We start from the raw sequence: 14,508 nt of genomic DNA on the forward strand, positions 1-14,508 counted from the left end.
CGGCCTGATTCAGTGGCCGGCGAAATCCACCAGCGTGAACAGCGGCAGGCCGCCATCGCGCAGCAGGGTGGAGCCGCCCAGTTCGGGCAGATCCACGATGGCCGCGCCCTCGATCACCGTGGCGCCCAGCTTTTCCAGCAATCTCTTGCCGGCCATCATGGTGCCGCCGGTGGCGATCAGGTCGTCGATCAGCAGTACGCGATCGCCGGTCTTGACGGCATCTGTGTGCAGCTCCACCGTGGCGCTGCCGTATTCGAGCTCATAGGTTTCCTCCACCGTGGTGAACGGCAGCTTGCCCTTCTTGCGGATGGGCACAAAGCCAACGCCCAGCTCGTGGGCCACCACGGCACCCAGGATGAAGCCGCGTGCATCGAGCCCTGCCACCACGTCGGGGCGCATGCCGCGCTGCATGTAGCGGTGCACGAAGGCGTCGGTCATCACGCGAAAGACCTGGGGGTCCTGCAGCAGCGGCGTGATGTCGCGGAACTGCACGCCGGGCGCCGGCCAGTCGGGCACGGTGCGTATGTGCGATCGCAGGTAGTCGTTGACGCTGAGGGTGGTGTGCATGGCGCTGGATCGGGGGCTGGAAAGAACGGGCCAGTGTACCCAGACGCCCGATGGGGGCCGCCGCCGCCGGGTAGCCAGACCGCCTAAAATCTTCCAGATGAATTCTGATGCTGCCACCTTGAATGCGCTGGATACGTCCAGGGTCCTGCGCCTGGCCCGCGACACCCTGGGCATCGAGGCCGATGCCCTTCTTGCCATGTCGCAGCGCCTGGATGGCGTGTTCGGTGAAGTGGTGCAGCGCATCCTGAGCCTGTCCGGCCGTGTCGTCGTGATGGGCATGGGCAAGAGTGGCCATGTCGGGCGCAAGGTGGCGGCCACCCTGGCATCCACGGGCACTCCCGCCTTCTTCGTGCATCCGGGCGAGGCCAGCCATGGCGACCTGGGCATGGTGACCGGCATCGATCTGGTACTGGCGCTGTCCAACAGCGGCGAGGCCGATGAACTCACCGTGCTGCTGCCTGCCATCAAGCGCCAGGGCATACCCCTGGTGGCCATGACCGGCGGCGCGCAGTCCACGCTGGCCCGCCATGCCGACTGGGTGCTGGACACCCGTGTGGAGCGCGAGGCCTGCCCTTTGAACCTGGCACCCACGGCCAGCACCACCGCGCAGATGGCCATGGGCGACGCCCTTGCCGTGGCACTGCTCGATGCACGCGGCTTTGGCGCCGAGGACTTTGCGCGCTCCCATCCGGGCGGCGCGCTGGGCCGCAAGCTGCTGACCCATGTGCGCGATGTCATGCGCAGCGGCAAAGAGCTGCCCAAGGTCGGGGCCGATGCCAGCTTTGTCGAGTTGATGCGCGAGATGAGCGCCAAGGGCCTGGGCTGCTCGGCCATCGTCGATGCGGCAGGCGTGCTGCAAGGCATCTTCACCGACGGAGACCTGCGCCGCCGTGTCGAGGCCGGCACCGACCTGCGCGCGCTGCAGGCCGGCGATGTCATGCACAAGGGCCCCCGCACCATCGCCGAAGACGCGCTGGCCGTCGACGCCGCCAGCATGATGGAGGAGCACGGCATCACCGCCGTGCTGGTGGCCGATGCGCAGCACCAGCTGCGCGGCGTGGTCCATATCCGCGACCTGATGCGCGCCAAGGTAATCTGATGGCACGCGCTCCCTTGACGCCCGTGCAGAACTGGGACGCACCGCTGCTGCTGCTGGCGCAGGACGTGCGGGTGGCATTCTTCGATGTCGATGGCGTGCTGACCGATGGCGGCCTGCTGTTCTCTGGCGAAGGCGAAGTGCTCAAGCGCTTCAACACGCTGGACGGCCATGGTCTGAAACTGCTGCAAAAGGCTGGCATCACGCCCGCCGTGGTGACGGGCCGCGATTCGCCCGCGCTTCGCCTGCGGCTGAGCAATCTGGGCGTCACGCATGCGCGCTTTGGCACGGAAGACAAGGTGCCTGCCGCCGAGGCCATCCTGAAGGAGCTGGGCCTGCAATGGCACCAGGCGGCAGCCATGGGCGACGACTGGCCGGACCTGCCCGTGATGCGGCGCTCCGCCTTCGCCTGCGCACCGGCCAACGCCCATGACGAAGTGCTGGCCGTGGCCGATTGGGTCACGCCGCGCAGCGGCGGTGAAGGAGCGGTGCGCCAGCTGTGCGACCTGCTGCTGGCCGCGCGTGGCGCCTATGCCGGGCTGCTGGCGGAATACGCATCATGACCCAGGCCTGGCGCCGCGTCGGTGACCGGCTTTCCCTGTACCTGCCCGTGCTGCTGATGGGCCTGCTGGCGCTGGGCACCTGGTGGCTGGTGCGCAATGCGCCGCAGCCCCTGGCCAGCGGCACCGAAAAGGCCGTGGCGCACGAGCCCGACTATTTCATGAAGGATTTCTCGATCAAGAGCTTCGATGCCACGGGGCGTCTGAAGAGCCAGATCGAGGGCAGCATGGGCCGCCACTATCCCGATACCGACACGCTTGAAATCGACAACGTCCGCATGTTCGCGGTCTCGCCCGAAGGCCGCATCACGCGCGGCAGTGCGAACCGGGCGCTGAGCAATGCCGATGGTTCCGAGGTGCAGATGTTCGGCAATGCCATCGTCACGCGCGAGCCATTTGTGACAGCAGGTAAACAGCCGCAGCCGCAGTTGCAATTCCAGGGCGAATTCCTGCACGCCTGGCCCAACGAGGAGCGCGTGAGTTCCAACCAGCCCGTGGTGCTGACCCGTGGCAAGGACCGCTTCACGGCCGACAGCATGCAGTACAGCAACCTGGATCTGGTCATGAAACTGCAGGGCCGCGTGCGCGGCACCCTGCAGCCTTCCAGGACCAAGTAAGGCGCCAGCGCAAGCGCAGGCATGCCGATGGAGAACAAGCCATGACGACATCCTCGCGCAGCCCGGCACCCCTGGCCTTCATCACCGGCGCATCCAGCGGCATAGGCCAGGCCCTGGCCTGGCACGCCTACCAGCAAGGCTGGTCGCTGGCGCTGGTGGCTCGGCGCGGCGACGTGATGGCGCAATGGGCTGCGCAACAGGGCCTGGACTCCTCGCGTTTCGCCCTCTACGAGGCTGATGTGGGCGTGCCTGACAGCATCATCGCCGCCGCCCGGCGCTGCGAGCAGCAGCAGGGCCTGCCCGATGTCGTGATCGCCAATGCTGGCGTCAGCTGGGGCGTGGACACCTCGATGCGCGAGGACCTCGACACCATGCAGCAGGTGCTGGCCGTCAACACGATGGGGGTTGTGGCCAGCTTCCACCCCTTCATCGCACCCATGGTGCAGCGTGGAAGCGGGCAACTGGTCGGAATTTCCAGTGTGGCCGGGCTGCGCGGCCTGCCAGGACACGGCGCTTATTGCGCCAGCAAGGCTGCAGTCATTGCCTATTGCGAAAGCCTTCGCGGTGAATTGCGCAGTAGTGGCGTAAAAGTCACGACATTGCTTCCTGGCTATGTGGATACACCCCTCACGCGTGGTAACCGCTATGGCATGCCATTCCTATTGGAGCCGCAGGAGTTTTCCGCAAGGGCCTGGCGTGCCATTGAAGCTCGCCGCAGTCTGGTCATCATTCCATGGCAAATGGCCTGGGTGGGGCGGTTGATGAAAATTCTCCCCAACGCGATATTCGACAGGCTGCTTGTAGGACGGAAGCGCAAACATCGGCATTTGGAAAATCCCTGATGCCCATTGCCGTTCGGAATATGTTCATGCACGCATCTTGTGCGTAAAAAAGGCTCCATGAAGGAGCCTTTTTGATTCGGGGTAACACTGAGAACCGTGGATCTCATTCCCCGTTGTTATTGTTGTTTCCCCAGCCGCCGCCACGGCCGCCATTGCGGGGGCCGGAGCCATAAGGGCTGCGGAATCCGCCGTCGCCACGACCGCCGTAGCCGCCGCCACCGCCGCCGTCACCACGGCCATAGCCGCCACGGTCGCCACCGTCACCGCGTCCGTAGCCACCGCCATCACCGCGGCCACCGCCACCGTAACCGCCGCCGCCACCATCACCACGGCCATAGCCGCCGCCACCGCCGCCAAAGCCGCCCGAACGCGGGGGGCGAGGCTCCATGGGACGTGCTTCGTTCACCACAAGGCTGCGTCCGCCCAATGGCTGGCCATTCATGCCCTGAACGGCAGCCTGAGCCTCGGCATCACTGCCCATCTCGACAAACCCGAATCCCTTGGAACGGCCTGTGTCGCGCTCCATCATGACCCGGGCGCTGGTGACAGCGCCGAACTGGCTGAATGCCTGCTCCAAGTCGTTGTCACGCACACCATAGGGAAGGTTGCCGACGTAAAGCTTATTGCCCATCAAAAACTCCTCAACTCCTCAATGCTCACTGGTTTGCGCTCGGCTTCAGGACGCACAGACATCAGGTTCCTTGTATACAAGAGCCTGGCCAACCTTCCTAAACACATAGCGTTCGAACGGGTCTGCCCGAAACTAAATTATGAAGCACAAAAATCAAAAAGATAAATGCTCGAAAACACAAGCTGATAACGTTTGGCAACAAAAAAGGGGCCCGGAGGGCCCCTTTTTTTGCTAACGCATGCTCTAAGCGAGAGCTTAGTAGCTGTTGCGACGGCCACCGCCGTAGCCGCCGTCGCGGTTGCCACCGCCGAAGCCGCCACCGCCGCCACCACCGAAGCCGCCGCCGAAGCCGCCGCTACGGGGAGCGCGGGGCTCCATCGGGCGGGCTTCGTTGACCACCAGGTCACGGCCGCCGCGGTTTTGGCCGTGCAGGCCTTGGATAGCAGCTTGTGCTTCGGCATCGCTGCCCATTTCGACGAAGCCGAAACCCTTGGAACGGCCGGTGTCGCGCTCCATCATTACCTTGGCGCTGTTAACGGCGCCGAATTCGCTGAAGGCTTGCTCCAGATCGCTGTCACGGAAGGTGTACGGCAGGTTGCCGACGTAAAGCTTGTTGCCCATGGAGGACTCCTGAAAAAACTGGAAAACGCGATGGAGCCCTAGGGAGTCAACACGGGATGACAACGTTAGAGACGCAAACGCACTAGCACTCATTGAGCCGAAGCCCGAACGAAAGCTCGCCCATTATGTGGCAGAAGTTTTCGCACGTTATTACTGTTTCGCAAAAATTCGTCGTGCCCGCCACAGAATGCCCCTGGGAGTTACCCTGAAATTGCGGCAGCGCATAAGCAAGTGCCTTGGCGGCAGTGGGGGCCGGCATGCAGATCCGAGGGCTGCTATGATCGCCGGCTCAGTCTTTGGGGAGTAGATCGTTCGGCTCAGCAGCCGGATGCATGCGTCAACAAACTTGGGCCTTCGCTGGCCTATGGCGTATGCGGCGCGCAGTGCAATGCTGCGTGTGACCGATCGAGACCATTGACCGCGCACCGATCCAAAGGCCGGAGTCGGAGCGTGGTCAATGCGTGCTCTATCCGGCCGGATAAATCCCCACACCATGGAAGCCTTCCTGATTTCAACCTCCGTCGTCGCGCTTGCCGAGATGGGGGACAAGACCCAGCTGCTGTCGCTGGTGCTCGCCGCGCGTTTTCGCAAACCCTGGCCCATCGTTGCGGGCATTTTCGTGGCCACCCTGGTCAACCATGCGCTGGCCGGTGCCGTGGGCGCCTGGATCACCAGCTATCTTGGCGAGAACGCCATGCGCTGGATTCTTGGCCTGTCCTTCATCGCCATGGCGGTCTGGATGCTGATCCCCGACAAGCTCGACGAGGACGAGGTCTCCGGGCATTCGCGCTGGGGCGTCTTCGGCACGACGCTGGTGGCCTTCTTTCTGGCCGAGATGGGCGACAAGACGCAGATTGCCACCGTGATGCTGGCGGCCAAATACAACGCCTACCTGTGGGTGGTGGCGGGCACCACGCTGGGCATGATGCTGGCCAACGCTCCCGTGGTGTGGCTGGGCGACAAGCTGGTCAAGCGCGTGCCCATCCGGCTGGTGCATGTGATCTCGGCCGTGATCTTCCTGGTGCTGGGCGTGCTGGCCCTGTTCCTTCCGGGGGCAGGCGTTTTGGCATAATGATTCTTCATGCGCCGATTTGCTTCTGCTTGCGGGCGCTTTATAAATCCAGCTAAAGACGACACCAGAGAACCCGGCCTCGTTTTTAGCGATGCCGGGTTTTTTCATGTCCTTCATCGCCACACCACAATCCATGCACTTCGACGAGCCGCTGCCGCTGCAGGGCGGCGGCTCGATCCGTGACTACGACCTCGCCTACGAGACCTACGGGCAGCTCAACGCCGACCGCAGCAATGCCGTGCTGGTCTGCCATGCGCTCAACGCCTCCCACCATGTGGCCGGCGTGTACGAGGGCCAGCCCAAGAGCGAGGGCTGGTGGGACAACATGATCGGCCCCGGCAAGCCCGTGGACACGAACCGGTTCTTCGTGATCGGCGTGAACAACCTGGGCTCGTGCTTTGGCTCCACGGGCCCCATGCACGCGCATCCGGACACCGGCAGGATCTATGGCGCCGACTTTCCTGTGGTCACCGTGGAGGATTGGGTGGACGCCCAGGCCCGGCTGCTGGACCGGCTGGGCATAGCGCAGCTGGCCGCGGTGCTGGGCGGCAGCCTGGGCGGCATGCAGGCGCTGTCCTGGTCGCTGCGCCATCCGGACCGCATGCGCCATGCCGTGGTCGTGGCCAGCGCGCCCAACCTCAATGCGGAGAACATCGCCTTCAACGAGGTGGCGCGGCGCGCCATCGTCACCGATCCGGATTTCCATGGCGGGCATTTCTACGAGCATGGCGTGGTGCCGGCGCGCGGCCTGCGCATCGCCCGCATGATCGGCCACATCACCTACCTGAGCGACGACGTGATGAACCAGAAGTTCGGCCGCCAGCTGAGGGAGGGCCTGGACCTGAAGTACAGCACGCAGGACGTGGAGTTCCAGATCGAGAGCTACCTGCGCTACCAGGGCGAGAAGTTCAGCAGCTACTTCGACGCCAATACCTACCTGCTGATCACGCGCGCGCTCGACTACTTCGACCCGGCGCGCACGCATGGCGGCGACCTGACCCAGGCGCTGTCGGTGGCCAAGGCCGGCTTTTTGCTGGTCAGCTTCACCACCGACTGGCGCTTCGCGCCCGCACGCAGCCGCGAGATCGTGAAGTCGCTGCTGGAGAACAACCGCGACGTCAGCTATGCCGAGATCGACGCGCCCCACGGCCATGACGCCTTCCTGCTCGACGACCCCCGCTACATGAACGTGATGCGCTCCTACTTCGACGGCATCGCCCAGGAAACCACGACAGCCGCCAAGGAGGCCGCATGACCGAGCTGAACACCATGCAGGCGATTGCGCGCCTGATCCCCAAGGGCTCGCGCGTGCTCGACCTGGGCTGCGGCGATGGCGCCCTGCTGTCGCACCTTCAGCGCGAGCGTGGCTGCACCGGCTACGGCGTGGAGCTGGATGACGCCAACGTGCTGGCTTGTGTGCGCCGGGGCGTGAACGTGCTGCAGCTGAACCTGGAGGACGGCCTGGCCATCTTCCAGGACAACAGCTTCGACGTGGTGCTGCAGATCGATACGCTGCAGCATCTGCGCAATGCCGAGACCATGCTGCAGGAGACGGCGCGCATAGGCCGCGCGGGCATCGTCGCCTTCCCCAACTTCGCGCACTGGCCCAACCGCCTGTCCGTGCTGCGCGGGCGCATGCCGGTGACGCGGCGCCTGCCCTACCAGTGGTATGACACGCCCAACATCCGCGTGGGCACCTACAAGGACTTCGAGGTGCTGGCCACCCGGAACCGGCTGCGCATACTGGACTCCTTCGGCCTGCAGGATGGCCGCAGCGTGCGTACCCTGCCCAATCTCATGGCGGGCACGGCGGTCTTCCATTTCGAGCACGCCTGAGCGCAGGCGGGCCATGCCCGTGTCATCCCCGGCGCGCACAATCGAATGCCCCGAGACCCCGGAGACAGACATGGACAACCTCCCACGCCGCTGCGCGCTGGCCCTGGCCGGCGCGGCCGCCGGCCTGCTGGTGGCCGGCTGCGCCGCATCGCAGGCGCCCGCCCGAAGCGATGCCGCTGCCGACTGGCCGCCCCGGCCCGCGCTGATCGCCCATCGCGGCGCATCGGCGCTGCGGCCAGAGCACACGCTGGAGGCATACCGCGAGGCCATACGCGCGGGCGCCGACTTCATCGAGCCCGACCTGGTCATCACGCGCGATGGCGTGCTGGTGGCGCGGCATGAGAACGCCATCGCCATCCTGGCGGCCGACGGCAGCCTCAAGGAGGCCACGACCAATGTGGCCGACCGCCCCGAGTTCGCGGCGCGCAAGACCACCAAAACCATCGACGGGCAGGCGATCACGGGCTGGTTCGTGGAGGATTTCACGCTGGCCGAGCTGAAGACGCTGCGTGCGCGCGAACGCATCCCGGCGATCCGCCCGGCGAATGTGCAGTTCAATGACCGTTTCGAGGTGCCCACGCTGCAGGAGGTCATCGACCTGGCCCGAGCCGAGAGCGCACGCACGAGCCGCACCATCGGCATCTATCCCGAGACCAAGCACCCGAGCTACTTCCAGTCCATCGGCCTGCCGCTGGAGCCCGCGCTGCTCAAGCTGCTCGCGGACAACGGCTGGAACCATGCGCAGGCGCCGGTGTTCGTGCAGTCCTTCGAGGTCGAGAACCTGCGCTGGATCCGTGCGCGCAGCAGCCTGCGCCTGGTGCAGTTGCTGGCGCCCAAGGGCAAGCCCTATGACAGCGTGGCACGCGGCACGGGCCCCGGCTATGCCGACATGGTCACGCCCGCAGGCCTGGCCGAGATTGCGCGCTACGCCAACGGCATAGGGCCGAGCAAAAGCATGGTGATCCCCGTGGTGCAGGGTGCGAATGCCGCGCCCACTGCGCTGGTGGCCGATGCCCATCGCGCGGGGCTGCTGGTCCATCCCTGGACGCTGCGGCCCGAGAACGCCTTCCTTCCCCTGAGCCTGAAATCTCCGCCCGCACAGGACGGCGCCCGGCGTGGCAATGCGCGCGCCGACATGGACGATTTCCTGCGCACGGGCATCGATGGCATCTTCACCGACGACCCGTCGGTGGGGCGAGCCGCCATTGACGCATTGCTCAAGTCGCGGCCTTGACCGGACGTGCTGCCGTGCGCCGGCCCGCTGCCTGCGCCTGCTCCAGCCACTGCTGGCGGCGTGCGGCATCGGCGCCGAGCACGGGTCCGAAACTGTGTATGCGCACGGGCCGGATGCCGCTGAACTCCAGGATGGCACGGCGCATCTGGTGATGGCCCGGCATGTGCGCCAGCCAGCGGTAATACCAGGGCGGGGAATCCATGCTCACCAGCAGATCGGCGGTGCGGCCGGCCAGCAGCCGGTCCCACAGCATCGAGCCCTTGCGGTACTTGAAGGCGAAGCCCGGCAGAAAGATGCGGTCGATGAAGCCCTTGAGCAAGGCCGGCAGGCCGCCCCACCAGGTCGGATAGACCCAGGCCAGGTGGCTGGCCCACAGGATGTCGGCCTGGGCCTGCTGCAGGTCAGGCTCCAGGGGCTGATCCTGGCGATAGCCGGCGCGCAGCAGCGGGTCGAATTCCAGTTCGCCCAGGCGCAGCGTGCGCACTTGGGCACCGCTGTCGCGTGCGCCCTGGGCGTAGGCATCGGCCAGGCCGGCGCACAGGCTGCCGGCCGACGGGTGGCCGAGGATGATCAGGATGCGCTGGGGATGATGGGGGTGCGTGGTGCTTGGAAACATGGCGGCCATGTTCGCCTTGCCCCAAGGGGCAGGGTCAAGACCCTGGATCAAGCCATGGCGGTCTCGCAGGCGCGTTCTCTGGAATCCGCCGGCTCCAGGCGGCATTCGAGCAGCTCACGCTCCAGTGCGGCCAGCTGCGTCTGCAGTCCCTGAAGGTGCTGCATCTGCGCCTGCACCTGCTCGCGGCGGCCGCGCAGCAGCCGGGCCAGCGCGTCCCAGCTGTCGGCGTGGTCCAGGCGCTGCAGGCCATGCAGCTCGTCGAGCCGAAAGCCCAGCCCCAGCGCCTGGCGGATGCGCTGCACCAGCACCAGATCCTGCTGTCCATACACGCGGTAGCTGCCTGCCCGCGCCACGGCACCGAGCAGGCCCCGTGATTCATAGAGCCTGACGGCCTTGGGCGAGCAGCCGGCGCGTCGGGCGAGTTCTCCGATATACATGGGGCGTGATCGTAGTCGCTGGCGCCGGGCTCTCATGGTCTGCATGGCGTTGGCGCACAATGACCGGATCGCGGCGCTGGCTTCGCTCGAACGGTGCGCCCATCCCTGACACGAGGACCCACCATGAATGCACGCACTCCTTCACAACTGCTGCAGCCCGCAGCCGCGCTGGACCGGATCAGCCGCTCCTGGGACGAGCGCATCGTCCCGGCGCTGACCGAGTACATCGCCATTCCCGCCAAGTCGCCCATGTTCGCGCCCGACTGGGAGCAACAGGGCCACCTGGAGACCGTGCTGCGCAATGCGGCCGACTGGGTGCAGGCGCAGAAGGTGGCCGGCCTGACGCTGGAGATCGTGCGCCAGCCGGGCCGCACGCCAGTGCTGTTCTTCGAGGTGGAAGGCACGCAGGACAAGGCGGCCTCCAGCCCCACGGTGCTGATGTACGGCCATCTGGACAAGCAGCCCGAGTTCGACGGCTGGCGCAGCGATCTGGGTCCGTGGACGCCCAAGTACGAGAACGGCAAGCTCTATGGCCGTGGCGGCGCCGACGACGGCTATGCGGTCTACGCCAGCATTGCCGCCGTGCAGGAGCTCAAGCGCCAGGGCGTGCCGCACCCGCGCATCCTGGGCCTGATCGAGACCTGCGAGGAAAGCGGCTCGCGCGACCTGCTGCCCTATGTCGATGCCCTGCGTCCGCGCCTGGGCGATGTGGGCCTGGTGATCTGCCTGGACAGCGGCGCCGGCAACTACGACCAGCTGTGGCTGACCACCAGCCTGCGCGGCATGGCCAGCGGCACGCTGAAGGTGGAGATCCTCACCGAGGGCGTGCACTCGGGCGATGCCTCGGGCGTCGTGCCGTCGTCCTTCCGCATCCTGCGCCAGGTGCTGGACCGTCTGGAGGACAGCAAGACCGGGCGCCTGCTGCCCGCCAGCTTCCACTGCGAGGTCCCGGCCGACCGCATGGCCCAGATGCGCGCCACGGCGGCCATCCTCGGCGAGGAGACCTATGCGCGCTTTCCCTGGGCGCACTACGACTGCGGCGGCTCCACGCTGTTTGCCCTGCCCACCACCACCGACCCGGTGCAGGCGCTGGTCAAGCGCACCTGGGAGCCCACGCTGAGTGTCACAGGCGCAGAGGGCCTGCCCGCGCTGCAGGATGCCGGCAACGTGCTGCGGCCCTACACGGCCTTCAAGCTCAGCCTGCGCCTGCCGCCCCTGGTCGATGCCGCCGCCTGCGTGCAGGAGATGAAGGCGCTGCTGGAGGACAACGCGCCCTACCAGGCCCGTGTGACCTGGCAAGGGCTGTCGGGTGCCAGCGGTTGGAATGCGCCAGCCATGGACGGCTGGTTCGAGGACGCGCTCAACGCCGCCAGCCAGGCGCATTTCGGCGCTTCCTGCGGCTACATCGGGCAGGGCGGCACGATTCCGCTGATGAACATGCTCAGCCAGGGCTTTCCCAAGGCCCAGATGATGGTCTGCGGCGTGCTCGGCCCCAAGAGCAACGCCCACGGTCCCAATGAATTCCTGCACGTGCCCTATGCCAAGAAGCTCACGGCCGCCGTGGCCCAGGTGATCGCCGCCATGGCCGGGACGCAGGCAGCTTCCGAAGCCGGTGCCGGCACTGCCGGCGTGGCGTGATGGCAGCGTCTGCCCCCGCACCCGTTCCTGCATCTGCCTCGCAAGGCCTGGTCACGCGCCTTGCGTCCAGCGACGGCGCCGAGCTGTCACTGTGCGATTGGCCTGCCGGCGAGGGCCCGGCGCGCGCCACCGTGCTGCTGGTGCACGGCCTGGGTGAGCACATCGGCCGCTATGCGGCACTGGCCCAGCGGCTCAATGCCTGGGGCTATGCCGTACGCGGCTACGACCAATATGGCCACGGACGCTCGGCAGGGCCGCGCGGTGGCCTGACGGGCGACAACCGGCTTCTGGACGACCTGGCGGCCGTGGTGGATGACACGCGCGCCCGGCAACCGGCCGGCCAGCCGCTGGTGCTGTTGGGCCACAGCCTGGGCGGCCTGGTGGCGGCGCTGTTCGTGGCCCGGGCCATCCGGCCTGTCGATGCGCTGGTGCTGTCCTCGCCAGCCCTCGATGTGGGTCTGTCGCCGATCCAGAAATTGCTCGTTGGCACGCTGCCGCGCCTGCTGCCCGATCTGCGCGTGTCCAACGGCCTGCAGATTCCGTATCTCTCGCATGACGTGGCGGTCTGCGATGCCTACCGCGCCGATCCGCTGTGCCACGACCGCATCAGCGCACGGCTGGCGCGCTTTCTGGCGCAGGGCGGCCCGCAGGTGCTGGCCCGTGCGGGCAGCTGGAGTGTGCCCAGCCTGTTGCTGTGGGCAGGGGACGACAGGCTGGTGGCGCCGGCCGGCAGCCAGGCCTTTTCCGACCGTGCGCCGCCGGCCGTGGTGCAGGCGCAGTGCTTTGACGGCGCCTACCACGAGCTGTTCAACGAAAGCGATGCCTTCGCCGCGCCCGTGTTCGCCAGGCTGCGGCAGTGGCTGGGCCGGTTCAGTCCAGCGTGAGCGCCGCCAGCGCGGCCAAGGGCGCGGTTTCCGCGCGCAGAACGCGTGGACCCAGCGTGACGGGCACGAAACCCTGGGCGCGGGCCAGGGCCTCTTCGGCCGGAGAGAGGCCCCCTTCGGGGCCCGATAGAAAGACCACGGGCGCATCCTCGGCCATGGCGTCCACGATCTCGCCCAGCGGCCGGGTTCCCTCGCCCAGCGACAGCAGCAGCCGCAGCGTGCCGGGCGGCAGCTGTTTCGCGCCGCCCTCCAGCCAGTCTTGCAGGTCGGTGGGCGCATGCAGCGGCGGCACGCGGTTGCGTGTGCACTGCTCGCAGGCCGACACGGCCACGGCCTGCCAGTGCGCCAGCTTTTTCTCGGCGCGCTCGCCCTTGAGCTTGAGCACGCTGCGCTCGGCCACCAGCGGCGTGATGCTGGCGGCGCCCAGCTCGGCGGCCTTCTCCACCAGCCAGTCCATGCGTTCGTTGGCCGTGATGCCTGCCAGCAGGTGCACGGGGCGCAGCGGTTCGCGTTCCACGGCGTGGTGCGCGCCGATGCGCACGGCCACGTCGCTGCGGCCCATGCGCAGCACGGTGGCCTCGAACTCGCCGCCGCTGAAGCCTTCGCCGGCACGGCCCTGAAAGAGGGTGATGCCGTCGCCGGGCTGCAGGCGCAGCACCTGCACATGGCGCGCCGCGCCGGGCGGCAGTTCGATGTCGTCGCCGCTGTGCAGCGCGATGGGGCAGTGAAAGCGTGGCATGGCGTACCTGTCCTCAAACGCGCCCGTAGGCCCAGCCCACCTGGGGCTGGATGTTCTCGATCTGGTCCACCAGGCGCAGCAGCGGCGTCAGCTCGCGGTAGCGGCTGCAGGTGGCGCGGATGTAGTGGATGAAGCGCGGCGTATCCGCCAGGTAGCGGGGCTTGCCGTCTCGCAGTGTCAGCCGTGCAAAGATGCCGGCCACCTTGAGGTGGCGCTGCATGCCCATCCACTCCACGCCACGGTAGAACTCGCCGAAATCGTCGCCCCAGCCGCTTTGGCTGCGCGCACCCACCAATCCCGACTTGCGTGCCTTTTCCCAGTAACGCACGGTAATGTCGATGACAAAGTCCTCTTCCCAGCTGATGAAGGCATCGCGCAGCAGGCTGGCGATGTCATAGGTCACTGGGCCGTAGACCGCATCCTGGAAGTCCAGCACGCCCAGCGGGCCGCTGGCGGTCACGGGCTGCATGAGATTGCGCGTCATGAAGTCGCGGTGCACGAAGACGCTGGGCGCCGCCAGGTTGTGGGCCACGATCTGGTCGAAGGCCTTGGCCAGCGTGGCCTGCTGCCTGTCGTCGAGCACGGTCTCGCGGTGGCGCGCGATGTACCAGTCGGGGAACAGCTGCAGTTCGCGGCGCAGCAGGGCGTCGTCATAGGCGGGCAGCACGTCGGGGCGCGAGGCGGTCTGCCAGGCCAGCAGCACCTCCAGCGCCGAGCGGTACCAGGCTTCCGCGTCCTGGGGCTTTTCCGGGTCCAGCGCCTCGATGACGGTGTGGCCGCCCAGGTCGGACAGCAGCATGAAGCCGTGCCCGGCGTCCCAGTCCAGGATCTGCGGCACGGCCAGGCCGGCCGAGGCCATCAGCGCCTGCACCTTGGCGAAGGGCGCGCAGTCTTCCTTGTCCGGCGGGGCATCCATGACGATGAGGCTGGCGCCGGCGGCGGTGTCCAGGCGCAGATAGCGGCGAAAGCTGGCATCGGCCGATGCCGGGCGCAGGGTTTCGGGGCGCAGCGCGTGGCGGGCGGACAGCGGGGCCAGCCAGGCGTCGAAGGCGGCATGGCGGGCGGGGTCGGCCCAGACAACGCCGGCCGTGGGGGTGTTTGGATGGCTCATGGATAAT

17 protein-coding genes are annotated in these 14,508 nt (G+C 67.0%); 10 read left to right on the forward strand and 7 right to left on the reverse strand.

Translation table 11 applies throughout. From position 1 onward, the window contains the following. Positions 1 to 9 precede the first annotated feature (9 nt). Positions 10 to 567 carry an adenine phosphoribosyltransferase gene (locus ACF8O7_RS19475; protein WP_017405006.1) on the reverse strand — a complete coding sequence of 186 codons (558 nt, stop codon included), beginning with the start codon at positions 565 to 567 and terminating at the stop codon, positions 10 to 12. A gap of 97 nt (positions 568 to 664) precedes the next feature. Here ACF8O7_RS19475 and ACF8O7_RS19480 point away from each other — a divergent pair, with 97 nt between their 5' ends. From ACF8O7_RS19480 to ACF8O7_RS19495, 4 genes are read left to right on the forward strand one after another with little or no spacing between them, the layout of a single operon-like run. Beyond that, the gene (locus tag ACF8O7_RS19480; RefSeq protein ID WP_016447251.1) at positions 665 to 1,666 is read left to right on the forward strand and encodes an SIS domain-containing protein; all 1,002 of its coding nucleotides are present in this window, start codon (positions 665 to 667) and stop codon (positions 1,664 to 1,666) included. Continuing rightward, positions 1,666 to 2,226, forward strand: coding sequence for an HAD family hydrolase (locus ACF8O7_RS19485; protein WP_016454196.1), 561 nt, complete (start codon positions 1,666 to 1,668; stop codon positions 2,224 to 2,226). Before ACF8O7_RS19480 ends, ACF8O7_RS19485 begins: the two co-directional genes overlap by 1 nt. Beyond that, a complete protein-coding gene (lptC, locus tag ACF8O7_RS19490) occupies positions 2,223 to 2,840 on the forward strand; it encodes an LPS export ABC transporter periplasmic protein LptC (RefSeq protein ID WP_016447249.1) in 618 nt (205 codons plus the stop codon). The genes ACF8O7_RS19485 and lptC overlap by 4 nt, the downstream gene beginning before the upstream one ends. A 41-nt stretch (positions 2,841 to 2,881) precedes the next feature. Next, positions 2,882 to 3,682 (forward strand): SDR family oxidoreductase, encoded by an 801-nt coding sequence (locus ACF8O7_RS19495; RefSeq protein WP_126312538.1) that lies wholly within the window; start codon positions 2,882 to 2,884, stop codon positions 3,680 to 3,682. A 103-nt stretch (positions 3,683 to 3,785) separates the two neighbouring features. Here ACF8O7_RS19495 and ACF8O7_RS19500 read toward each other — a convergent pair whose 3' ends face one another. Continuing rightward, on the reverse strand, positions 3,786 to 4,313 hold the full coding sequence (locus ACF8O7_RS19500) for an RNA-binding protein (protein WP_082001643.1): 528 nt from the start codon (positions 4,311 to 4,313) through the stop codon (positions 3,786 to 3,788). A gap of 255 nt (positions 4,314 to 4,568) precedes the next feature. Continuing rightward, positions 4,569 to 4,934, reverse strand: a complete 366-nt coding sequence (locus ACF8O7_RS19505; RefSeq protein ID WP_016447246.1) for an RNA-binding protein — start codon at positions 4,932 to 4,934, stop codon at positions 4,569 to 4,571. A gap of 493 nt (positions 4,935 to 5,427) precedes the next feature. Between ACF8O7_RS19505 and ACF8O7_RS19510 the strand changes: the two genes are divergently transcribed. The 4 genes from ACF8O7_RS19510 to ACF8O7_RS19525 all read left to right on the forward strand — a co-directional run bounded on the left by ACF8O7_RS19510 (position 5,428) and on the right by ACF8O7_RS19525 (position 9,076). Further along, on the forward strand, positions 5,428 to 6,006 hold the full coding sequence (locus tag ACF8O7_RS19510) for a TMEM165/GDT1 family protein (RefSeq protein WP_034348253.1): 579 nt from the start codon (positions 5,428 to 5,430) through the stop codon (positions 6,004 to 6,006). Positions 6,007 to 6,112: 106 nt separating this feature from the next. Beyond that, positions 6,113 to 7,261, forward strand: coding sequence for a homoserine O-acetyltransferase (locus ACF8O7_RS19515; protein WP_026062280.1), 1,149 nt, complete (start codon positions 6,113 to 6,115; stop codon positions 7,259 to 7,261). Further along, positions 7,258 to 7,842: a methionine biosynthesis protein MetW gene (gene metW, locus ACF8O7_RS19520; RefSeq protein WP_012207840.1), complete on the forward strand. Its 585-nt coding sequence runs from the start codon at positions 7,258 to 7,260 to the stop codon at positions 7,840 to 7,842. Before ACF8O7_RS19515 ends, metW begins: the two co-directional genes overlap by 4 nt. Positions 7,843 to 7,912: 70 nt before the next feature. After that, a complete protein-coding gene (locus ACF8O7_RS19525) occupies positions 7,913 to 9,076 on the forward strand; it encodes a glycerophosphodiester phosphodiesterase (protein ID WP_193615994.1) in 1,164 nt (387 codons plus the stop codon). Here the strand turns inward: ACF8O7_RS19525 and ACF8O7_RS19530 are convergent. Then, complete coding sequence (locus tag ACF8O7_RS19530; RefSeq protein WP_046984813.1) at positions 9,060 to 9,701, reverse strand: NAD(P)H-dependent oxidoreductase; 642 nt, start codon at positions 9,699 to 9,701, stop codon at positions 9,060 to 9,062. The genes ACF8O7_RS19525 and ACF8O7_RS19530 overlap by 17 nt on opposite strands. A gap of 38 nt (positions 9,702 to 9,739) precedes the next feature. After that, the gene (locus ACF8O7_RS19535) at positions 9,740 to 10,129 is read right to left on the reverse strand and encodes a MerR family transcriptional regulator (protein WP_016447240.1); all 390 of its coding nucleotides are present in this window, start codon (positions 10,127 to 10,129) and stop codon (positions 9,740 to 9,742) included. A gap of 123 nt (positions 10,130 to 10,252) precedes the next feature. On the opposite strand from ACF8O7_RS19535, the gene ACF8O7_RS19540 reads away from it, so the two are divergent. Together ACF8O7_RS19540 and ACF8O7_RS19545 are read left to right on the forward strand one after the other, a co-directional pair. Beyond that, positions 10,253 to 11,767, forward strand: a complete 1,515-nt coding sequence (locus ACF8O7_RS19540) for a M20 family metallopeptidase (RefSeq protein WP_016447239.1) — start codon at positions 10,253 to 10,255, stop codon at positions 11,765 to 11,767. Continuing rightward, a complete protein-coding gene (locus ACF8O7_RS19545; RefSeq protein WP_126312536.1) occupies positions 11,767 to 12,651 on the forward strand; it encodes an alpha/beta hydrolase in 885 nt (294 codons plus the stop codon). Before ACF8O7_RS19540 ends, ACF8O7_RS19545 begins: the two co-directional genes overlap by 1 nt. On the opposite strand, the gene ACF8O7_RS19550 is transcribed toward ACF8O7_RS19545, so the two are convergent. Together ACF8O7_RS19550 and ACF8O7_RS19555 are read right to left on the reverse strand one after the other, a co-directional pair. After that, positions 12,638 to 13,390, reverse strand: a complete 753-nt coding sequence (locus ACF8O7_RS19550; RefSeq protein ID WP_046984816.1) for a 16S rRNA (uracil(1498)-N(3))-methyltransferase — start codon at positions 13,388 to 13,390, stop codon at positions 12,638 to 12,640. The two genes, ACF8O7_RS19545 and ACF8O7_RS19550, sit on opposite strands and share 14 nt — an antisense overlap. 13 nt (positions 13,391 to 13,403) lie before the next feature. Beyond that, positions 13,404 to 14,501 (reverse strand): aminoglycoside phosphotransferase family protein, encoded by a 1,098-nt coding sequence (locus tag ACF8O7_RS19555; protein WP_392444047.1) that lies wholly within the window; start codon positions 14,499 to 14,501, stop codon positions 13,404 to 13,406. Between the last annotated feature and the right edge of the window lie 7 nt (positions 14,502 to 14,508).

It is taken from the genome of Delftia sp. WSY_16, assembly GCF_043104415.1.
In the GTDB taxonomy this organism is placed as follows: domain Bacteria; phylum Pseudomonadota; class Gammaproteobacteria; order Burkholderiales; family Burkholderiaceae_C; genus Comamonas; species Comamonas tsuruhatensis.